Here is an 18,843-nt window from a genome sequence, read left to right as displayed (position 1 = left end):
CTGCGCCCGGTCCGGATCACTCGGATGCGGGCAGCGTCAGGGTTCCGCTGTCGACCTCCTGCAGCGTCCCGATCATCTCCTCCGACATCTCCTCGCCGTAGTCGGTGATCGTGTACGTGGAGAAGTACATGGTGCCGTCGACGTCCACCGGGTCGCCCAGCTCGACCTCGACCTCGTAGGGGTCGTCCTGGCACCCCTCCTGCATGCACCAGGTCCCCTTGACCCCTCCCTCGCCGCGCGCGACCTCGTCCGCCCACGTGCCCCACTCCATGTCGGTGAAGGTGGTGAACTCCGTGGCCACGTACTCGGTGGGGGTCTGGTCGTCGAACCCGTTCTCGTTCCCGTACCGGTTGAGGACGAAGGTCCCGCTGCTCTGGTTGCTGTCCTCCTGCGGAGTGGGCTGCGTCTCCCGCGGACTGGCCTGCTCCTGCGGACCGGCGGTCTCCCCCTGCGGGCTCTGCTCCGTCTCCGGAGCACTCGTGGCCGCGGGCGGGTCGGGCACGCTCAACTGCTCTCCGCAGCCGGTGGCGGCCAACAGCAGTACCGCTCCCGTCAGGACCGTGCGCTTCATCTGGCATCTCCCCCCACGTCGGTTCCCTTGGATGTCCTGCCTGCGACAAGGCCCTCCGGCAGGCTGCCGGAGGGCCTCGACGAACCACTCGCGTTTTCCGTCACTGCGGGATCGGGGATCCCGCCACCCGAAGGTGGCTAGTACCCGTTGCCCCCGTCTTCACCCTCGTCCTTGTGACCCTCCGGGTCGCCGCTGTCGCGGCTCTCGGAGCTGTCGTGCTGGACGTTGGTGGTGGCGGGACCGTTGATGCAGTCACCCGTCGTCTGTGGCGACAGGATGGGCACGGTCACACCGGCCAGGCCGACGGACAGCTGGGCGTTGCAGATCTGGACCGGAACCAGCTGGAGGTTCTGGTTGAACTGCTGGCCGCCGCCGTGCGAGCTGGCGAACACGGGCGAGGCGGCGAGCATTGCGCCCAAGGCGACACCGGCGATGGCGGTGGCCGCCGTGAACTTGCGCAGCATGCCGGGTCTCCTAGTCGATGTTGGTGCTGACCGGGCCGTTGGTGCAGTCGCCGGTGGTGTCGGGCGACAGGATCGGCGCGGTGACCCCGACGAGGAGGCCCACGGTCAGGTCCGTGTTGCACAGCTGGACCGGGACGAGCTGCAGGTTCTGGTTGTACTGCTGGTCGCCGCCGTGCGAACCGTGCGACTCACCCGCGGAGGCGGGCGTGGCGGCCAGGATGGCGCCCAGAGCGACACCGGCGATGGCGGTGGCGGTGGTGAACTTGCGCAGCATGCCGGGTCTCCTAGTCGATGTTGGTGCTGATCGGGCCGTTGGTGCAGTCGCCGGTGGTGTCGGGCGACAGGATCGGGATGGTGACCGCGACCAGGCCGACGGTGGCGTCCGTGTTGCACAGCTGGACCGGAATGGCCTGCAGGTTCTGGTTGTACTGCTGGTCGCCGCCGTGCGAACCGCTGGCGGAGGCCGGGGAACCGGCGAGGACGACACCGAAAGCGGCACCAGCGACGAGGCCGGCAACTCCGAGCTTACGCAGCATTGAATTACCCTTCGAGAAAGTTTGAGATAGCGTTTCTTGCGGACGGATTGCCGGAACTAGCTGATGTTGGTGCCGACGGGGCCGTTGGTGCAGTCGCCCGTGGTCTGCGGCGACAGGACCGGCACGGTCACGGCGACCAGGCCGACGCTGGCCTGCAGGTTGCAGGACTGGATCGGGACCAGCTGGAGGTTCTGGTTGAACTGCTGGTCACCACCGTGCGAACCACTGGCGTGAGCCGGGGCTCCCATGAGGAGCGCGCCCATCGCGGCACCGGCGACCAGGCCAGCAACGGCCATCTTCTTGAACATGACTTCCCCCGAGAATCGGTTACGAGGTATTGACAGAAAAAGACTCAGGCGCTTGTTGCACCTGTGTCGCGGTGGACTGGGGCAATCATCATCCGGCCCCCGGTTTTTGTCAACGCCGAAACTCGCGAAGCATTTTGTCCAGTTTGTCGCGACCATTCTTTTCGCACTGGCCGCGAATGGCCACATTGACTTTCTTTCCGCTCGACACACCCAAAGGGCCGACGCCGTGCCAAGACGGCTCCGGACCGGCGAAGCGGACACACCACCCGCCATCCCCGCAGACGGGACGGGTTCCGAGCGCCAGCCCTCCGAGGCCGACAGCGAAACCGCAGGTCAGCGGCCACCCGGGCACAAGACGCACTCGCGACGCCCCCGACGGGAGAGCGGCCATTCTCGTTATCCGCCCGTGTCCTGAACGCGACGGATCCGCGACCGGCCGAATCCGGAAAACAGCGCCGCACGGGGTCCGGAACACCCTCCGACCGCCGGAGGAGCGAGGAGAAGGTGACCCGCGTCTCCCCCACTGTGGGGCGACGCGCCCGCATCGGGACGGAGGCGCGCCAGTGGCACCGCGAGAGGAACCCGGACGGCCTCGGACGGCCCCGGGGACGACGGCCGCGCGGGCACCCGGGTGAGCGGCGACACACCCGGAATCGCGGCCTGAGAGCGTTCCGTGACTGTCCCGGGGAGACCCGTGAACAGCCGTGAGGGACCGCGAACGCGAGAAGGCCCCGGCGTCCAGCGTTTCCGCTGGTCACCGGGGCCTTCTCCCCGTGTGGCAGGTCAAGGATTCGAACCTTGGAAGGCAAAGCCGACGGATTTACAGTCCGCTCCCATTGGCCGCTCGGGCAACCTGCCTGGGCTGCGGCGACGTGTTCGTCGCGGCGCATCACCGAGAATAGCGGATGATCCGCCCGAACCTGAAATCGGTTGTTCGGGCGCGCCCCGACCGGGCACGTCGGGCGTCCGATCGACGCGCGGCTAAGCTCTGAGGACCGTCCGCGCGGGGTACCCGCGCGGCGACGAGAACCCACGCGGGCGTCCATGGGCGCCCGCGACCCATGAAGACCTAGCGGGGTGTGAGCGAACGTGGCCGCCGAATCCAGTTTCGACGTCGTGTCCAAACTCGACCGTCAGGAGGTCGACAACGCGCTGAACCAGACCGCCAAGGAGCTGGCCCAGCGGTTCGACTTCAAGGGCACCGGGACCACCATCGCCTGGCAGGGCGAGGACGGGATCGAGGTCAGGGGCAACTCCGAGGAGCGGGTCAACGCCGCCCTGGACGTCTTCAAGGAGAAGCTGGTCAAGCGCAAGCTCTCCCTGAAGATCCTGGACCCCGCCGACGAGCCGCGGCTCTCGGGCAAGGAGTACCGCCTTCCCGTCGGCCTCAAGGAGGGCATCACCTCCGAGGACGCCAAGAAGATCTCCAAGCTGATCCGCGACGAGGGCCCCAAGGGCGTCAAGGCCCAGATCCAGGGCGACGAGCTGCGCGTCAGCTCCAAGAAGAAGGACGACCTCCAGAACGTCCAGAACCTCATCAAGGAGAAGGACTTCGACCTGGCGATCCAGTTCGTCAACTACCGCTAGCGGTGGCGAACCGGCAGGCGTAGCCGACGGCGAGGACACGACGGCCGCCCGTCCCCGAGGGGGAGGGCGGCCGTCGCCGTCCCACCGCACCGGCGTGGTCGGGCCGTCCCGCGGATCCGTCGGCACCGCCTCAGTGGCCCAGGTCCCAGCTGCGGCGCAGCTCCCGCAGGCGCCGGACGCGCTCCGCCGTCGGCGGGTGCGCGGCGAACAGGCGGCCCACACCGTTCGGGAACGGGTTGGTGGTCATCAGGTGCGCCGAGGCCAGCAGGCTGCGCTCCCGGGGCAGCGGGTGCCGGAGCGCGCCCACCTCCAGCTTGCGCAGGGCGTCGGCCAGCGCCAGCGGGTCGCCGGTCAGCCGCGCGGCCTGCTCGTCGGCCCGGAACTCGCGCCGGCGCCCCACCCCGCAGTAGACGACCATGGCCGCGAGCGGCGCCAGCAGCACCGTCATCAGGCCGCCCAGCAGGGTGGGCATGTCGCTCTCCTCGGAGTCCCCCAGCGGGACCAGGAGGGCGATGGCGGTCGTCGCCGTGATCACCGCGGTCAGGGTGGCGGCCACCGAGCTGATCAGCGTGTCGTTGGCCCGGATGTGCGCCAGCTCGTGGGCGATCACGCCGCGCAGCTCGCGCTCGTCCAGCGTGCGCAGCAGCCCCGTGGTGCAGCACAGGGAGGCGCGGCGCGGGCTGCTGCCGGTGGCGAAGGCGTTGGGCGAGCGCACCGGCGACAGGTAGAGCCGGGGCATCGGCTGCCGGGCGGCCGTGGCCAGCTCGCGGACGATCCGGTACAGCTCGGGGCGCTCGATCTCGCTCACCGGCCGCGCGCGCATCGCGCGCAGCGCCAGGGACTCCCCGAAGAGGTAGACCAGGACCCCGGCGCACAGCACCAGGGCCACCGAGAACTGGGCGCCCTTCTCCGCTCCGCACAGCCAGCCGACCAGGACGACGAGCACCGCGGCGCCGACGAACAGACCGGCCGCGCGGGCCACGCTGGCGTGCACGCCACCACCTCCTCGCTCAGCCGACGATGAATGCGTACATGGTGGCAAACGTGCGGGTCGCCGCTTCGCGTTCCCGTTACGGGACCAACGTCCGAGGCATCACTGATCTCCCTCTCACCTGCTGTCTCCCCCGCACCACCCGCACCTTCGTCCACCGCCGCACCCCTCCGAACCCCCTCCGTGTGAGAATGGCCACCCGCCCGCGGTCTCGGCACCCCCGACGACTTATAGTGCGAACGTGGCCCTCATCACTGCGCGTACCAGGCCGTCGGGACTCCACCCCCTCGGTCCGGCGCGCGGGCGGCCGTGTCGTTGAAGGCTGGCCCCTTCACGACCCGGCCGTCGCGGCGCGGCCGCACCGCGCGAGACCGGGTTGGCGCATCCGGCGATCGCGAGGGCCGCGAACGCTGTCCCCACGTCCCCGAACCAGGCACCCGGCCCGCGACGGTGCGGTCCGGTCGGGGGCGACACCCGAGCGCCGCCGCCCGTCACGACCGGCGGCTCACCAAGGAGGTCGTCGATCTCAGTGGCCAAACAGATCGAACAGCTCGACCGCGTCATCATCCGCTTCGCCGGGGACTCCGGCGACGGCATGCAGCTGACCGGTGACCGCTTCACGCAGGAGACGGCGTCGTTCGGCAACGACCTGTCCACGCTGCCGAACTTCCCCGCGGAGATCCGCGCTCCCGCCGGAACCCTGCCCGGGGTGTCCAGCTTCCAGCTGCACTTCGCCGACCACGACATCATGACCCCGGGGGACGCACCGGACGTGCTGGTGGCGATGAACCCCGCGGCCCTCAAGGCCAATCTGGGCGACCTGCCCCGGGGCGCCACCGTGATCGTCAACACCGACGAGTTCACCAAGCGCAGCCTGGCCAAGGTCGGGTACACGGCCGACCCGCTGACGGACGGGACGCTGGACGGGTTCAAGGTGAGCGCGGTGCCGCTGACCTCCATGACGGTGGAGGCGCTCTCCGGCTCCGACATCTCCAAGAAGGACGCGCAGCGGGCCAAGAACATGTTCGCCCTGGGCCTGCTGTCGTGGATGTACAACCGGCCGACGGAGGGGACGACCTCGTTCCTGAAGTCGAAGTTCGCCGCCAAGCCCGACATCCTGGCCGCGAACCTGACCGCGTTCCAGGCGGGGTGGAACTTCGGCGAGACCACCGAGGACTTCGCGGTCTCCTACGAGATCAAGCCCGCCCGGCTCCCGGCGGGCACCTACCGCAACATCACCGGCAACCTGGCCACCGCCTACGGGCTGATCGCCGGGTCCGAGCGGTCGGGGCTGCCCCTGTTCCTGGGCTCGTACCCGATCACCCCGGCGTCGGACATCCTGCACGAGCTGTCGCGGCACAAGCGGTTCGGGGTGCGCACGTTCCAGGCCGAGGACGAGATCTCCGGCGTGGGCGCCGCCCTGGGCGCGGCCTTCGGCGGCTCCCTGGGCGTGACCACCACCTCGGGTCCGGGCATGGTGCTCAAGCAGGAGACGGTGGGGCTGGCGGTGATGACCGAGCTGCCGCTGGTCATCGTGGACGTGCAGCGGGCCGGTCCGAGCACCGGCATGCCCACCAAGACCGAGCAGACCGACCTGCTCATGGCGCTGTACGGGCGCAACGGCGAGTCGCCGGTGCCCGTGGTGGCGCCCGCCTCCCCCGCGGACTGCTTCGACGCCGCGCTGGAGGCCGTGCGGATCGCGGTGCGCTACCGCACGCCGGTGGTGGTGCTCTCCGACGGGTACCTGGCCAACGGTTCGGAGCCGTGGCGGCTGCCGGAGGTCTCGGAGCTGCCGCGGATCGACCCGGCGTTCGCGACCGGGCCCAACGGGCCGGGCGAGACCTTCCTGCCCTACCTGCGCGACGAGGAGACGCTGGCCCGCCCGTGGGCGGTGCCGGGCACGGCGGGGCTGGAGCACCGGATCGGCGGTATCGAGAAGCACGCGCAGAGCGGCGACATCTCGTACACGCCCGCCAACCACGACCTGATGGTGCGCACGCGCCAGGCCAAGATCGACGCGATCGCCCGCGACGTCCCCGAGCTGGCGGTGGACGACCCCGGCGGGGAGGCGGACGTGCTGGTCCTGGGCTGGGGCGGCACGTACGGGTCGATCACCGCGGCGGTGCGCCGCGTGCGCCGCGCGGGCGGCCGGGTGGCCCAGGCGCACCTGCGCCACCTCAACCCGTTCCCGGCCAACCTCGGCACGGTGCTCCACCGGTACGAGCGGGTGGTGGTCCCCGAGATCAACCTGGGCCAGCTGTCCCTGCTGCTGCGCGGCAGGTACCTGGTCGACGTCATCGGCTACAACAAGGTCCGCGGCCTGCCCTTCAAGGCCGAGGAGCTCGCGGGCGTGCTTCAGGAGGTCATCGACCGTGACTGAGAACGTGACGGGTACCGGCGCGAACGGCCACGTCCACGGGGCCCCGGAGGCCCTGGGCGGGCTGCGCCTGGTGCCCAGGACCGACACCGAGTACAAGATGAAGGACTTCAAGTCCGACCAGGAGGTGCGCTGGTGCCCGGGCTGCGGCGACTACGCGATCCTGGCCGCCTTCCAGTCCTTCCTGCCCGAACTGGGCGTGCCGCGCGAGAACGTGGTGATGGTGTCGGGCATCGGCTGCTCCTCGCGGTTCCCGTACTACCTGAGCACGTACGGCATGCACTCGATCCACGGGCGTGCCCCGGCGATCGCGACCGGGCTGGCCACCAGCCGCCCGGACCTGTCGGTGTGGGTGGTGACCGGTGACGGCGACGGGCTGTCCATCGGCGGCAACCACCTCGTCCACGCGCTGCGCCGCAACGTCAACATCAACATCCTGCTGTTCAACAACCGGATCTACGGGCTGACCAAGGGCCAGTACTCCCCCACCTCCGAGCCGGGCAAGATCACCAAGTCCTCGCCGGTGGGGTCGCTGGACCACCCGTTCAACCCGCTGTCGCTGGCGCTGGGCGCGGAGGCCACGTTCGTGGCCCGCACGATCGACTCCGACCGCAAGCACCTCACGTCGGTGCTGCGGGCGGCGGCCGACCACCCCGGCGCGTCGTTCGTGGAGATCTACCAGAACTGCCCGATCTTCAACGACGACGCGTTCGAACCGCTGAAGGACCCGGCGGCGCGGGACGTGCGGCTGCTGCGCCTGGAGCACGGCGAGCCGCTGCGGCTGGGCCCGGACCGGGGCGTAGTGGCCGGGGAGTTCGGCGGCCTGGAGGTCGTGGACGTGGACTCGGTGGGAGAGGACCGGCTGCTGCGGCACGACGCGCACCGGGAGGACCCGGGGTACGCGTTCGCGCTGTCGCGCCTGGACCAGCCCGCGTTCGAGCACGTGCCGATCGGGGTGCTGCGGGACGTGCGTCGCCCGGCCTACGACGAGCTGGTGAACGAGCAGGTGGCCGACGCGCGGGCCGAGCGCGGCGACGGCGAGCTGGCCGCCCTGCTGGCCAGCGGGGACACCTGGAGGGTGGAGTAGGGCCCTGCCCGGGCCCCGCCGGGTGCGGGGCCCGGGCACACCCGGCGGCCGGGTGTGACACGGCGGACAGGGGCGCCGCCCCGCCGACCGCGCCGCGGAGGCGTACGCTCTCCCCCATGCGTATCGTCATCGCCGGAGGACACGGGAAGATCGCGCTGCGGCTGGCCAGGCAGCTGGCCGACCGAGGTGATGAGCCCGTCGCCCTCATCCGCAACCCCGACCACGCCCAGGACGTTCTCGACGCCGGTGCCGAACCGGTCGTGATCGACCTGGAGAAGGCCACCGTCACCGAGTTGACGGAGAAGCTCATGAACGCGGACGCCGTCGTGTTCGCCGCGGGCGCGGGCCCGGGCAGCGGCGCCGCCCGCAAGGCGACCGTCGACCACAAGGCCGCCGTGCTGACCGCCGACGCGGCCTCCCTGGCGGGCGCGCGCCGCCTGGTCCAGGTGTCGGCCATCGGCGTGGACGAACCCGTGCCGGAGGGCACCGACGAGACGTGGGCGGCGTACGTGGAGGCCAAGCGGGCCGCCGACGCCGACCTGCGCGAGCGCGACCTGGAGCTGGACTGGACGATCCTGCGCCCGGGCGGGCTGACCGACGACCCGGGCACCGGCCGGGTGGAGCTGGGCGGGGATGTCGGGCGCGACACGGTGACCCGTGACGACGTGGCCTCGGTGATCGTCGCCCTTCTGGACGAACCGGGAACGGTCGGCAGGGTTCTCAACCTGGTGAACGGGGAGACACCCGTCGCCGAGGCCGTGCGCGCCGCTGCCGCCTCCTCCTGAGGGGGTGCCTCCGGCTCTCTGTGGCCAGATGCCCCTCCAGGGGGCATGATGGTTGCGGAGCCCGGCGGAGTCCCGCCACGGTGGACGCGGATGACCGGGTGTCAGCCCGACGAGTACGGCAAGCTCCACGCAGAGCAGATGGGTACGGTTATTCATGAGCGTCACGCAGGTCGTGAGGGACAGCACGGTCGTCGAGCACGCCAAGGTCGCCGCGCAGCAGAAGCGCCGGATGTTCATCATCCAGCTGGAGGTGAACGCCTACGACGAGGCCTCCAGCAAGCTGCGCCCCGGGCTGACGCGCATCCTGGAGGGGATCGAGGAGGCCGGGTGGCGGCTGGACCTGATCACCCCGGGCGACGAGGGTGACAAGCCCGCCCGCCTGTTCATCTTCCGTCCGGACCCCGACGGCAAGAAGGACGACGCCGTCAAGGCCGAGCAGCAGCACCAGCAGGAGCCCTCGGGCCAGCAGCACGCCTACCCGCACCCGCCGACGGGCGCGCAGCCGCAGGACCCGTACGCGGGGTACGGCCAGCAGCCCGGCTACGGCCAGCAGCAGCAGTACCCGGGCTACGACCAGCAGCAGTACCCCGGTTACGGGCAGCAGCCGGGGTACGGCCAGCAGCCCGGGTACGGGCAGCAGTACCCGGGTTACGGGCAGCAGCAGGGCTGGTAGTTCCGCAGCCGGGAAAAGGGCCCGCACGGTCAGCCGTGCGGGCCCTTTTCTTGCGCCTGATGTCGGACAAATACGGGTTCCGATGCATTCGACGGACATCGCCGCTGACCCTGCTTTCGGTTGGGTAAAACCTTCACCTGGCGAAGCGGCGATATGTCCGGCATGTCTACCCCGAAGTCGAAGAAACTCCAGGGAAACTCTGGATTCTTCCCTGAAAGTACTCCGAGCACAGCCGTGACTACGCTAAGTTAATTCCGGCGGATGCAGCCACCCTGTTTTGAACTTCCGAAAGGTAAGAAGCATGTCCCGTATTGCCAAGGTTTCCGGATTCGTCCTCGCCACCGGCCTCGCGTTCGGTGCCTTCACCGGGACCGCCGCCGCGGACAACAACGCCGACGTCCAGAACGTGACCATCCCGATCTGCCTGGACGTCCTCGCGGCCTCCGGCGTCAGCGGCAGCGACTGCAACGTCGTCAACTGGGACTCCACGAACGGCATCTCCGTCGAGGACTAGGACCGGCCCGCCCTCGCGCCCGGCTCCGCCACCGCGGGGCCTGCGGGTCCCGTCAGCACCAACGATCACACCACGAACCGAAAAGGACCAACACCATGAAGCGCTTCGCCTCCGTCTCCGGCCTCATCCTCGCCACCGGCCTCGCCCTGGGCGCCATGTCCGGCACCGCCGCCGCCGACAACAACGCCAACATCCAGAACGTCACCGTGCCGATCTGCGCCAAGGTGCTGGCCTTCACCGGCGCCGAGCTGGGCGGCGACTGCAACGTCATCTCCGGCACCAACACGAACGGCATCTCCGTCGAGGACTAGCCTGTCGACCCGACGAACCTCTTGCGTACGACCTTCTGTGGGGGTGGACGCGGGGCACGGCACGCGCCGCGCCCCGCGTTCTTGTGTCCGGTAGGTGGACGCGGTGGTCAGGGCGCGCAGGGCCGCGGATCGACGCCCTCCACCGGGTCGGTGGCCAGCCGGGCGTGCGCGCCCGTGTCGAAGCGCTCCGCGCCGTAGCGCAGCTTGCCCCGTTCGATCCCCTCGGGACGGAACCCGGACCGGCGCGCCACCAGGCACGACCCCGGGTTGTTCAGCCGGTGCCCCAGCTCCAGCCGGAACAGGCCCGCCTCGGCGAAGGCGTACTCGCTCACCAGCAGCGTCCCGGCCGTGGCCACGCCCCGGCCCCGCGCCTCGGCCAGGGTCCAGTAGGACACCCAGCCGGTGTCGTGGGCTCTGCTGGTCACGGTGACCTGGACGTGTCCCAGCACCGGGCCGCCGTCCCCGACGACCGCGAAACCGAAGGCCGCGCCCTCCTCCGCCCGGACCCGCTGCCGGTCGATCCACGCGGCGGCCAGTTCCGGGGTGCGGGGGACCTCGGGCGACTGCCAGGCCAGTTCCGGCTCGGCGAAGGCCTCCAGCACCCGGTCGGCGTCCCCCGGCTCCCACTCGCGCAGTCGGTACACGGCGGCTGCCTCCTCCTCTTCCGCGTTCTGACCGCGCCACGCTACAACCACCGCTCCTCCGCGCCCTCGGGGAGGGTGCGCCCGCGGACCTCCCCGCGCCGGCCCCGCCGCCCCGCCCGCCCGGAGGGAGGGCCCGTTCCGCGCCCGGGGGATGTCACGTACGGCCGGAGCTGGTACGTCTGCCTTTCATGACCACCGACGTCTTCGAAGAGCACCGCTCCCTGCTGACCGGTGTCGCCTACCGCATCCTCGGCAGCGCCTCCGACGCGGAGGACGCCGTCCAGGAGGCCTGGCTGCGCTGGTCCTCCGTCGACCCGGCCGCGGTGGAGGACCCGCGCGCCTACCTGGTCACCGTCACCTCCCGGCTGGCCATCGACCGGCTGCGCAGCGCCCGGTCCCGGCGGGAGTCCTACGTGGGCGACTGGCTGCCCGAGCCGGTCAGCGACATCCCCGGCGGCGCCGAGCACGCCGAACTCGCGGACTCGGTGGAGTTCGCGCTGCTGGTGGTCCTGGAGACGCTCAGCCCGCTGGAGCGTGCCGTCTTCGTGCTGCGCGAGGCCTTCCAGATGCCCTATGCCGAGATCGGCGCGGTGATCAGCCGGGAGGAGGCCGCCACCCGCCAGCTCGCCCGACGGGCGCGCGACCACGTACGCGACAGGCGCCCCCGGTTCGAGGCCGACCGGGCCGTGCGGCGGCGGATCACCGAGCGCTTCCTGGGAGCCTGCCTGGAGGGAGATCTGGAGGGGCTGACCGGCCTGCTGGCCGACGACGTCACGCTGGTCAGCGACAGCGGCGGCCGGACCAGGGCGCCCCAACGGATCATGGAGGGCGCGGCGAAGGTCGGCCGGTTCCTGTCCGTGCTGGCGCGGCCGCGCAACGCGGAGCGCTTCCTCGTCTCCGTGGGCCTGGACGGCGCGAAGGAGCTGAGTTCGGCGGTCACCGAGGTCAACGGCGGTCCGGCGGCGGTCGTCTCCGTCGGGGGCAGGGTGGTCGCACTGCTGTCCCTGGACATCGCCGACGGCCGTGTGCGGCACGTGTACCTCGTGGCCAACCCCGACAAGATGTCACGTCTGCGGTCGCCCGAACCGTCCTAGCGGCATGGATATCACCGTTGTGGGCGGTGGGCTCGCCGGACTGACCGCGGCCGTCGCCAGCGCCGAGAGGGGCGCGAACGTCACCCTGTTGGAGGCGCACCGGACCCTGGGCGGGCGGGCGCGCTCCACCGAACCGCCGTACACCGCCAACGAGGGGCCGCACGTGCTCTACGGCGACGGCCCGCTGTTCGCGTGGCTGGCCGAGCGCGACCTGCTCCCGCCGTACCTGCCCTTCCCCGCGCGCGCCGTGCCCCGGGTGCGCGTGCGCGACCGGGGGCGTGTGGGAGCGCCGCCGGTCTCCCTGCTCCGGGCCGCCGCGCGGCGGCGGCTGCGCGCGCCGCACGACCGGGACTTCGGTTCGTGGGCGCGGGAGGCGCTCGGCGCGGAGCCCGCGCGCGTGGCAGCGAACATGATGGGCGTGGCGCTGTTCGACTCCGACCCGTCGCGGTTGTCGGCCGCGTTCGTCTGGGAGCGGTTCCTGCGGGTCACCAATCCCGGCTGGCCCTCACCGAAGTACCTGGTCGGCGGCTGGTCCTCGCTGGTGGAGCGGTTGGCCGGACGGGCCCGGGAGATGGGGGTGCGCGTGGGGACCGGCGAGCGGGTGGACGCGCTCCCGGGCACCCCGGTGATCGTCGCGACGTCGCTGGCCTCGGCCCGCGCGCTGCTCGGCGACGACTCGCTGGAGTGGGAGAGCGGGCACGCCCTCATGGTGGACCTGGGGCTGCGGCGCGGCCGGGACCCCTTCATCGTCTTCGACGCCGACGAGTGCGGCTTCCTGGAGCGCTACTCGCTGGTGGACCGCACGCTCGCCCCCGGGGGCGAGGAGCTGGTCCAGGCGCAGCTGCCGGTGCGGCCGGGCGAGTCCCGGGCGCGGGCCACCGAACGGCTGGAGCGGTTCCTGGACCTGTCCCTGTCGGGGTGGCGGGAGCGGGTGACGTGGCGGCGCGACCAGGTGGCGCGCGGGCGCACGGGCGCGCTGGACCTGCCGGGGTACACGTGGCGGGACCGCCCGGCCGTGGACCGGGGCGACGGCGTCTACCTGGCGGGTGACGCGGTGGCGGCGCCCGGCCTCCTGGGCGAGGTGTCGCTCAACAGCGCGGTCGCTGCGGCGGAGGCGGCCACGGGCGGGCGCTCCGTCGGCACCCGCTAGGAAGCCTCGGGACGGCTGGGACGGCGGAGGCCCGTGGAGGCCTCCGCCGTTCCCGTCGCCCGAGCCCCGACGGCGTGTTCTGTCAGGCGGCACGACCGGCTCCGCGTCCGCCCGCGCCTTGGCGTGTTCCGGGCCGGACCGGTCAGGCGGGCGCGTGCGCGACGGCCTCGACGTTGTTGCCGTCCGGGTCGCGGACGAACGCGCCGTAGTAGTGCTCGTGGTACTCCGGCCAGACCTTCGGCTCGTGGAGCACCTCCGCGCCCGCCTCGACGGCCGCGGCGAAGAAGGCGTCCACCGCCGCCCGGTCGGGCGCGGTGAAGGCGAAGTGCGACTCGCGCGCCCCACCGGGCGCGGGCGCGGGCCCGATCCAGAAGTCGGGTTCGGACGTGCCGTAGCCGACGTTCTCTCCGTAGTCGAGGATGCGGCGGGCGCCCAGCGGGGCGAGGACGGCGTCGTAGAAGGCGGCGCTGGCCGCGGGGTCGCTGACCTGGATTCCGAGGTGGTCCAACATGGGCCGAGTGTGACACGGGACACTGACACTTCAGAGAGTAAGAGACCAGGTGCGGGGCCGGTTTTCGGACACCCTTGCGAGGCTTTCTCTGTGAAACCCGCCGGTAACCGAGCGTGCGTCAGAATACTGGCTGCCATGCACGACCCGTGGCACGACCTCCCGGCACTGCCCGACCGTCCCCTGACCGTGGAGGACCTGGAACCCCTGCCGGACGACGGTCGGCGGTACGAACTGGCCGACGGCAGGCTGGAGGTCTTCTACGCCGGTACCGCCATGCACTCCTTCGCCGCGACACGGTTGGCCTTCCACCTGACCATGAACGAGCCCGAGGGCTACGAGACCCTCCCCCGGGTGTCGTTCGTCATGGACGCGCGGCGTACGTGCTTCCGGGCGCCCGACGTGTCGGTGCGTTCCGAGAACAGGGAACTGGAGGACTACCCGACGGACCCTCCGCTGCTCGCGGTCGAGGTCACCACGGCGGAGAGCGTGCTGCGCGACCACCATGCCGAGTTGCGTGAGTACGCCGCCTTCGGCATCCCCTCGTACTGGATCGTCACTCCCTGCCGGTGGGCGCCGAGCATCATCGAGTTCCGCCTGGAGAACGACGGATACCGACCGGTCCGCAAGGTCGACGGCACTGACGTCTTCGAGACCGACCTCCCCTTCCCCGTGAAGCTCGTGCCGCACTGGCTCGTCGCAAGCGGCCCGTGGAAGAGGCACATCGGCGGCGGACCCGAGGAGGCTCAGGGCGTCCAGCGGTAGAGGTGTTCGGGGCGGCCCGTCGAGCCGTAGCGCATGCGCAGCTCGGCCCGGCCGACCGCGCACAGGTGCTCCAGGTAGCGCCGCGCGGTCACCCGCGACACCCCGGCGCGCTCGGCCACCTCCGAGGCCGACACGTCCCCCTCCGCCTCCCGCAGCACCCCCGCCACCAGGTCCACCGTGGTCGCGGTCAGCCCCTTGGGCAGCGACCGGCCCCCGGCCGGGCGCAGCAGCCCGAACAGCCGGTCCACCTCCTGCTGGGTGGCCTCCCCGTCGGCGTCCATCCTCCGGCGCGCCACGGCGTAGCGCTCCAGCTGGTCGCGCAGCACGCTGAGCGGGAACGGCTTGAGCAGGTAGTGGACCGCCCCGCCGTGCATGGCCGAGCGCACCTGCCCGATGTCGCGCACGGCGGTGATCATCAGGAAGTCCGTCCGCTGGGGCGCGGCGCTGGTGGCGGCGGCGCGCAGGGCCCGCATCACCGAGATTCCCGAGGCGTCGGGCAGGTGCAGGTCGAGCAGCACCAGGTCGGGCTGGTGCCCCCGGATCTGGGTGAGGGCGGCGGCCGCCGTGTGGGCGACCCCCGCCACGGTGAACCCCGGCAGCGACTCCACCAGCTCCTGGTGGTTGCGCGCCACCCGCACGTCGTCGTCCACGACCAGCACGCGGATCATCGGGCCGCCCCCCTCGGCGCCTCGGCCCCCGCCAGGGGCAGGCAGGCGGTGAACACCGCTCCCTCGTCGGCGTCGGGCGCCTCCATCTCCACGCTTCCCCCTCTTCCCTCGCAGACCTGCTTGACCAGCGCCAGGCCCAGCCCGCGCGTGCCGCCGTCCCGGGACGCCTTGGTGGTGAACCCGAGCCGGAAGATCTCCTCCGCCACGTCGTCGGCCACCCCGTGCCCGGAGTCGGTCACCCGGATCTCCAGCAGGTCGTGGGGCAGGTCGGTGCCCTCGGCCCGGTGCAGCCGCACCATCAGCTCCACCCAGCCGTGCGGGGTCGAGGCCACCGCGTCGAGCGCGTTGTCGACCAGGTTGCCGAGGACGAGCAGCGCGTCGGAGCGCACCTCCCGGTCCAGCGCGGGGACGCTGGTGAGGGGGGACAGCCGCAGTTCCACGCCCAGCTCAGAGGCCTGCGCGGACTTGGCGATGGTCAGCGCGGCCAGCGCGGAGTCGCCGACGTGCCGGGAGATGTCCGCGCTGGTGCGGCTGTGCGTCGCGGACAGGTCGGCGAGGTAGGCGCGTGCCTCCTCGTGGGCGCCGAGTTCGAGCATTCCGGCGATGGTGTGCACCCTGTTGGCGAACTCGTGGGTCTGGGCGCGCAGGCCGCGGGTGACCGTGCGCGCGCCGTCGAGCTCGCCGGTGAGCCGGTCCAGCTCGGTGCGGTCGCGGAAGGTGACGACCGCACCCGCGTCCTGGCCGCGCACGTGGACCGGCATCCGGTTGGCGACCAGGATGCGGTGTCCCGCCAGGAGGAGGCGGTCGTCGCCGGGGTCGTCGCCGGAGACGATGTCGCGGACGCGTTCGGACAGGCCGAGTTCGTCCAGGCCCCGGCCCTCGGCGTCCTCGGGCAGGCCGAGCATCTCCCGGACGGGCGGGTTGGCCAGGACGAGGCGGCCCGAGCCGTCCACTGCGAGCACGCCCTCGCGGACCGCGTACAGCAGGGCCTCCCGGCTCTCCAGCAGGGAGGTGATGTCGGCGGGTTCGAGCCCGTGGGTCTTGGTGCGGACCTGGCGGGAGAGGGCCCACGCACCGGCCACGCCCAGGACCAGCACCACGGCCACCGTGCCCAGTATGGCGGGGACCGCGGCCCTGGCCTCGGTGGCGGCGCTGGAGGCGAGGATGCCCAGGGAGACGTAGCCGACCACCTCGCCGCGCGCGTCGCCGCCGTTGACCGAGCCGCCGCCGGAGAACACCGGGACCTTGGCGCGCACGGTGCGTCCCCGCGTCCCCTCCTGCACGCCGGTCCACTCACGTCCCTCCGCGGCGGGTCCGGGCGGGGTGGACACGGTGCGGCCGATGAGTTCGTCGTCGGGGTGCGAGTAGCGGATTCCCTCCGGAGAGGCGATGACCACGAACTCGGTGCTGGTGGCGGAGTCGATCCGGTCGGCCAGGGGGGCGAGTTCGGCCGCAGGGTCGGCGGCCTGGAGGCCCGCGACGACCTCGGGCATCACGGCTACCGACCGGGCCAGGATCAGGACCCGCTCGGCGTAGTGGCGGTCGGTGGTCCGGTCCATGTGGACGGCCCACAGCGCGCCCACGGCGGCCAGGGCCAGTGCCAGCAGGAGCACGTAGCCGATGAACAGGGAGCCGGTGAGCGATAGTCGAAAGCGCGCGGGGTACGTGATCATGTGTTCTCCAGGCGCCGTGGCGGGGGACGCGGAAGCCCCGGCCGGGCGAACGCGCAGGTGGGCGTTGCACGAACAATACGACCGAACGTGACGCGGGTGTTAACACGATCCTGACACGCGCGTGACCCGGGACACTTTCCAGCCCGTTCGGCGGCGCTCGGAGAGGGGTTCCGCGGGGGGCGGGACGCACCGGTGGGGACGGGGCGCGGCCCTCAGGCGGCGGCGCGGAAGACCTGCTCGAAGTGCCAGGCGACATGGGCGGGTTCGACGGCGGGGCCGTCCGGAACCGGGCGGACGAGGTCGCGTCCGGCGAGGGAGAGCACGACCGTCTCGGCCGCGGGAGAGCGTGCCTCGAAGTACGGGGACACCGCGACGGTGAGTTCGCCGGTGAGCCCGAGGACGCCGCGGTCGAACAGCAGGTGGTGCGTCGGGCACAGGCACAGGCCGTTGTCCAGGTCGTTGGGGCCGTCGTACGACCACCAGCGGATGTGGGCGGCCTCCAGCCCGACCGACACGCCGTCCAGCCGCCCTTCGTAGCCGCAGAACGCGCACCGGTGCTCGTAGGCGGTCAGCACGGTCTCCCGGAACCGGGGGTCGCGGACGCCGCCCTCCCCCGGCGCGGGGACCGGCCCCTGGCCCACGCGGAGTCCGGTGAGGGCGATGATGCCCTCGTGCAGCGAGGGGGCGAAGTTCTCGTCGAGCAGACGGCGGGCGATGCGGGCGGCCAGGCCGGGGTCGTCACGCAGGGCCGCGTCCAGGTCGGGGGCCAGCCTGCCCCGCGCCTCCTTCTCCCGGAGCAGGGTCACTCCCGAGCCCGGAGACCCCTCGCCGTCCACCGTGGTGACCCGCCAGAACCCGTCGGTCTCCAGGTGGTGGAAGGGGTAGCCGGGGTGGGTGGATCTCGTCGGGCCGAACTCCCGCAGGAGCCGCGCGAGCCGGGCCTCGGCCTCGCTGTAGACGATGGGCGCGTTGCCGTGCCGCTGGTGGTGCGCGAGCGCGTACAGCAGCAGGAGGGGCTTGTGGGGGGCGCGGACCCCGGCACGGGACCACCGTTTGACGGATCCGAGCCGCTGGGTCCAGTCCATACCGCCACACCCTAGTACGGGAGGCCTTCGGCGGCTTCCGGGAGGTGTTCCTCCCGGGGAGGTCGTGTGCCTGGCGGACCGGGCTCGCTTCGCCGGCCCGGGTCGTCCGGCCTCCGATGAGCGGAGCGGCCGGATGCGGCAACGGCCTGTCCCCGCGGGGACGACTCGGGCAGAATGCGCCCATGCGATGGGGATGGGTGGGCGGATCGGCCGCGGCGGCGTGCGCCGTGGTGGCGTTGGTGCTGTACCTGTCGGACCTGGAGACGCTCTCCTGGATCGCCGGCGCGGGCTCGTTCGTCGCCGCCGTGCCCTCCCTGGTCCTGGCCCTCACCCAGGAGCAACGTTCGGCTCCGACCGCGCGCGTCACGGGTCGTGGCCGGGGGCGGGAGGACACGCACCGGGACGGTGCGGCGGCGGCCCCGGAGGTCTTCGAGCTGACCACGGCCCGGGGTCGCATCGCCCAGCGAATCCTCGGGGCCCTCCTGGGGTTCCTCGGGACCGTGGGGTTCTTTCTGCTGGTCTGCTTCATCTCCTTGGTCTACGGCGACTATTCGCTGGAGCGGCTGCAGGCAGAAATGCTGGAGGTTCAGCAGTACGTGGTCGGCTCGGTGGTGATGTTCACCGTCCTGGGCTGCCTCGCCGGGGAGAGCGCCGGCAGGGACCTGCTCATCGTGGACCCGTATGGCCTCACCGTGGTGGACAGACGGTGGGTGCGGTTCAAGAACGGCTCCTTCTCCCTCCTCTGGGAAGACCTGGAGCGCGTCCGCGCCATCGCCGCGCGGAAGGGCTCTTCACTGTCGGTCGAGGTCAGGTTCAAGCGTGACGCCGACGCGAGAACGTGGCTCACGACCCAGGACAACGGGGAGACGAGATGGAAACAGGACGGCGGCTGGTACGTCGTGGCGGCGCTGTCGCTGAGCACGGGCAGTGCGGAGCAGACCGCGCTCGTGCCCGTGCTGAGGTCGAGCCTGGCCCGGAACGCGGGTGAGGTCTACTCCGAGTCCTGACGGGCGAGGGCCCGCATCACCCGGACAACGCCCGTCTCCCACCTC

Annotated in this window: 22 protein-coding genes and 1 tRNA gene; 11 read left to right on the top strand and 12 right to left on the bottom strand. The window is 71.7% G+C overall.

Translation table 11 applies throughout. The annotated features are described in order from the left end of the window. Positions 1–16: 16 nt before the first annotated feature. The 6 genes from ACSTA4_RS03375 to ACSTA4_RS03350 all read right to left on the bottom strand — a co-directional run bounded on the left by ACSTA4_RS03375 (position 17) and on the right by ACSTA4_RS03350 (position 2,737). A complete protein-coding gene (locus tag ACSTA4_RS03375; RefSeq protein ID WP_444962396.1) occupies positions 17–571 on the bottom strand; it encodes a hypothetical protein in 555 nt (184 codons plus the stop codon). A gap of 137 nt (positions 572–708) precedes the next feature. After that, positions 709–1,035, bottom strand: coding sequence for a hypothetical protein (locus ACSTA4_RS03370; RefSeq protein ID WP_444962395.1), 327 nt, complete (start codon positions 1,033–1,035; stop codon positions 709–711). Positions 1,036–1,045: 10 nt separating this feature from the next. Continuing rightward, positions 1,046–1,309: a hypothetical protein gene (locus ACSTA4_RS03365; protein WP_013156082.1), complete on the bottom strand. Its 264-nt coding sequence runs from the start codon at positions 1,307–1,309 to the stop codon at positions 1,046–1,048. 10 nt (positions 1,310–1,319) lie between these two features. After that, a complete protein-coding gene (locus ACSTA4_RS03360) occupies positions 1,320–1,571 on the bottom strand; it encodes a hypothetical protein (protein ID WP_212641614.1) in 252 nt (83 codons plus the stop codon). Between the two features lie 56 nt (positions 1,572–1,627). Next, on the bottom strand, positions 1,628–1,879 hold the full coding sequence (locus ACSTA4_RS03355) for a hypothetical protein (protein WP_013156080.1): 252 nt from the start codon (positions 1,877–1,879) through the stop codon (positions 1,628–1,630). Positions 1,880–2,655: 776 nt separating this feature from the next. Then, positions 2,656–2,737, bottom strand: a tRNA-Tyr gene (locus ACSTA4_RS03350). A 231-nt stretch (positions 2,738–2,968) separates the two neighbouring features. On the opposite strand from ACSTA4_RS03350, the gene ACSTA4_RS03345 reads away from it, so the two are divergent. Next, a complete protein-coding gene (locus tag ACSTA4_RS03345; protein ID WP_061079572.1) occupies positions 2,969–3,466 on the top strand; it encodes a YajQ family cyclic di-GMP-binding protein in 498 nt (165 codons plus the stop codon). A gap of 130 nt (positions 3,467–3,596) precedes the next feature. On the opposite strand, the gene ACSTA4_RS03340 is transcribed toward ACSTA4_RS03345, so the two are convergent. Next, positions 3,597–4,460 carry a M48 family metalloprotease gene (locus ACSTA4_RS03340; RefSeq protein ID WP_444962394.1) on the bottom strand — a complete coding sequence of 288 codons (864 nt, stop codon included), beginning with the start codon at positions 4,458–4,460 and terminating at the stop codon, positions 3,597–3,599. Between the two features lie 526 nt (positions 4,461–4,986). Here ACSTA4_RS03340 and ACSTA4_RS03335 point away from each other — a divergent pair. The 6 genes from ACSTA4_RS03335 to ACSTA4_RS03310 all read left to right on the top strand — a co-directional run bounded on the left by ACSTA4_RS03335 (position 4,987) and on the right by ACSTA4_RS03310 (position 10,204). After that, positions 4,987–6,837 (top strand): 2-oxoacid:acceptor oxidoreductase subunit alpha, encoded by a 1,851-nt coding sequence (locus ACSTA4_RS03335; RefSeq protein WP_444962393.1) that lies wholly within the window; start codon positions 4,987–4,989, stop codon positions 6,835–6,837. Next, entirely contained in the window at positions 6,830–7,921 is a 1,092-nt protein-coding gene (locus ACSTA4_RS03330; RefSeq protein ID WP_444962392.1) for a 2-oxoacid:ferredoxin oxidoreductase subunit beta, read from the top strand. Before ACSTA4_RS03335 ends, ACSTA4_RS03330 begins: the two co-directional genes overlap by 8 nt. Before the next feature lie 116 nt (positions 7,922–8,037). Then, positions 8,038–8,706 carry an SDR family oxidoreductase gene (locus tag ACSTA4_RS03325; protein ID WP_444962391.1) on the top strand — a complete coding sequence of 223 codons (669 nt, stop codon included), beginning with the start codon at positions 8,038–8,040 and terminating at the stop codon, positions 8,704–8,706. A gap of 154 nt (positions 8,707–8,860) precedes the next feature. Continuing rightward, positions 8,861–9,379, top strand: coding sequence for a hypothetical protein (locus ACSTA4_RS03320; RefSeq protein ID WP_444962390.1), 519 nt, complete (start codon positions 8,861–8,863; stop codon positions 9,377–9,379). 301 nt (positions 9,380–9,680) lie between these two features. After that, complete coding sequence (locus tag ACSTA4_RS03315) at positions 9,681–9,893, top strand: hypothetical protein (protein ID WP_444962389.1); 213 nt, start codon at positions 9,681–9,683, stop codon at positions 9,891–9,893. A gap of 95 nt (positions 9,894–9,988) precedes the next feature. Beyond that, positions 9,989–10,204, top strand: coding sequence for a hypothetical protein (locus ACSTA4_RS03310; RefSeq protein WP_444962388.1), 216 nt, complete (start codon positions 9,989–9,991; stop codon positions 10,202–10,204). A gap of 107 nt (positions 10,205–10,311) precedes the next feature. Here ACSTA4_RS03310 and ACSTA4_RS03305 read toward each other — a convergent pair whose 3' ends face one another. Next, a complete protein-coding gene (locus ACSTA4_RS03305) occupies positions 10,312–10,848 on the bottom strand; it encodes a GNAT family N-acetyltransferase (protein ID WP_444962387.1) in 537 nt (178 codons plus the stop codon). 188 nt (positions 10,849–11,036) lie between these two features. Here ACSTA4_RS03305 and sigJ point away from each other — a divergent pair, with 188 nt between their 5' ends. Then, entirely contained in the window at positions 11,037–11,942 is a 906-nt protein-coding gene (sigJ, locus tag ACSTA4_RS03300; RefSeq protein WP_444962386.1) for an RNA polymerase sigma factor SigJ, read from the top strand. A gap of 4 nt (positions 11,943–11,946) precedes the next feature. Next, positions 11,947–13,092 carry an FAD-dependent oxidoreductase gene (locus ACSTA4_RS03295; RefSeq protein ID WP_444962385.1) on the top strand — a complete coding sequence of 382 codons (1,146 nt, stop codon included), beginning with the start codon at positions 11,947–11,949 and terminating at the stop codon, positions 13,090–13,092. Positions 13,093–13,234: 142 nt separating this feature from the next. Here ACSTA4_RS03295 and ACSTA4_RS03290 read toward each other — a convergent pair whose 3' ends face one another. Further along, positions 13,235–13,603, bottom strand: a complete 369-nt coding sequence (locus ACSTA4_RS03290; protein ID WP_444962384.1) for a VOC family protein — start codon at positions 13,601–13,603, stop codon at positions 13,235–13,237. Between the two features lie 135 nt (positions 13,604–13,738). Here ACSTA4_RS03290 and ACSTA4_RS03285 point away from each other — a divergent pair, with 135 nt between their 5' ends. Further along, positions 13,739–14,365 carry a Uma2 family endonuclease gene (locus ACSTA4_RS03285; protein WP_444962383.1) on the top strand — a complete coding sequence of 209 codons (627 nt, stop codon included), beginning with the start codon at positions 13,739–13,741 and terminating at the stop codon, positions 14,363–14,365. Here the strand turns inward: ACSTA4_RS03285 and ACSTA4_RS03280 are convergent. The 3 genes from ACSTA4_RS03280 to ACSTA4_RS03270 all read right to left on the bottom strand — a co-directional run bounded on the left by ACSTA4_RS03280 (position 14,347) and on the right by ACSTA4_RS03270 (position 17,791). Next, positions 14,347–15,033, bottom strand: a complete 687-nt coding sequence (locus tag ACSTA4_RS03280) for a response regulator (protein WP_274976108.1) — start codon at positions 15,031–15,033, stop codon at positions 14,347–14,349. The genes ACSTA4_RS03285 and ACSTA4_RS03280 overlap by 19 nt on opposite strands. Continuing rightward, positions 15,030–16,706, bottom strand: a complete 1,677-nt coding sequence (locus ACSTA4_RS03275; protein WP_444962382.1) for an ATP-binding protein — start codon at positions 16,704–16,706, stop codon at positions 15,030–15,032. Before ACSTA4_RS03275 ends, ACSTA4_RS03280 begins: the two co-directional genes overlap by 4 nt. A 212-nt stretch (positions 16,707–16,918) precedes the next feature. Further along, positions 16,919–17,791, bottom strand: coding sequence for a phosphorothioated DNA-binding restriction endonuclease (locus tag ACSTA4_RS03270; protein ID WP_444962381.1), 873 nt, complete (start codon positions 17,789–17,791; stop codon positions 16,919–16,921). A gap of 182 nt (positions 17,792–17,973) precedes the next feature. On the opposite strand from ACSTA4_RS03270, the gene ACSTA4_RS03265 reads away from it, so the two are divergent. Next, the gene (locus tag ACSTA4_RS03265; protein ID WP_444962380.1) at positions 17,974–18,798 is read left to right on the top strand and encodes a hypothetical protein; all 825 of its coding nucleotides are present in this window, start codon (positions 17,974–17,976) and stop codon (positions 18,796–18,798) included. The last annotated feature ends 45 nt before the right edge of the window (positions 18,799–18,843 follow it).

Source organism: Nocardiopsis sp. M1B1, from assembly GCF_052466615.1.
The sequence above is the reverse complement of the archived record's forward strand: the minus strand, read 5'-3'. Positions and strand labels throughout refer to the sequence as shown.

Bases quoted from the DNA above. Each gene is read 5' to 3' on its own strand.
- ACSTA4_RS03375 (WP_444962396.1), bottom strand. From the start codon at position 571: ATGAAGCGCACGGTCCTGACGGGAGCGGTACTGCTGTTGGCCGCCACC.
- ACSTA4_RS03295 (WP_444962385.1), top strand. From the start codon at position 11,947: ATGGATATCACCGTTGTGGGCGGTGGGCTCGCCGGACTGACCGCGGCC.
- ACSTA4_RS03365 (WP_013156082.1), bottom strand. From the start codon at position 1,309: ATGCTGCGCAAGTTCACCACCGCCACCGCCATCGCCGGTGTCGCTCTG.
- ACSTA4_RS03370 (WP_444962395.1), bottom strand. From the start codon at position 1,035: ATGCTGCGCAAGTTCACGGCGGCCACCGCCATCGCCGGTGTCGCCTTG.
- ACSTA4_RS03270 (WP_444962381.1), bottom strand. From the start codon at position 17,791: ATGGACTGGACCCAGCGGCTCGGATCCGTCAAACGGTGGTCCCGTGCC.
- ACSTA4_RS03280 (WP_274976108.1), bottom strand. From the start codon at position 15,033: ATGATCCGCGTGCTGGTCGTGGACGACGACGTGCGGGTGGCGCGCAAC.
- ACSTA4_RS03290 (WP_444962384.1), bottom strand. From the start codon at position 13,603: ATGTTGGACCACCTCGGAATCCAGGTCAGCGACCCCGCGGCCAGCGCC.
- ACSTA4_RS03320 (WP_444962390.1), top strand. From the start codon at position 8,861: ATGAGCGTCACGCAGGTCGTGAGGGACAGCACGGTCGTCGAGCACGCC.
- ACSTA4_RS03265 (WP_444962380.1), top strand. From the start codon at position 17,974: ATGCGATGGGGATGGGTGGGCGGATCGGCCGCGGCGGCGTGCGCCGTG.
- sigJ (WP_444962386.1), top strand. From the start codon at position 11,037: ATGACCACCGACGTCTTCGAAGAGCACCGCTCCCTGCTGACCGGTGTC.
- ACSTA4_RS03285 (WP_444962383.1), top strand. From the start codon at position 13,739: ATGCACGACCCGTGGCACGACCTCCCGGCACTGCCCGACCGTCCCCTG.
- ACSTA4_RS03275 (WP_444962382.1), bottom strand. From the start codon at position 16,706: ATGATCACGTACCCCGCGCGCTTTCGACTATCGCTCACCGGCTCCCTG.
- ACSTA4_RS03310 (WP_444962388.1), top strand. From the start codon at position 9,989: ATGAAGCGCTTCGCCTCCGTCTCCGGCCTCATCCTCGCCACCGGCCTC.
- ACSTA4_RS03325 (WP_444962391.1), top strand. From the start codon at position 8,038: ATGCGTATCGTCATCGCCGGAGGACACGGGAAGATCGCGCTGCGGCTG.
- ACSTA4_RS03355 (WP_013156080.1), bottom strand. From the start codon at position 1,879: ATGTTCAAGAAGATGGCCGTTGCTGGCCTGGTCGCCGGTGCCGCGATG.
- ACSTA4_RS03360 (WP_212641614.1), bottom strand. From the start codon at position 1,571: ATGCTGCGTAAGCTCGGAGTTGCCGGCCTCGTCGCTGGTGCCGCTTTC.
- ACSTA4_RS03315 (WP_444962389.1), top strand. From the start codon at position 9,681: ATGTCCCGTATTGCCAAGGTTTCCGGATTCGTCCTCGCCACCGGCCTC.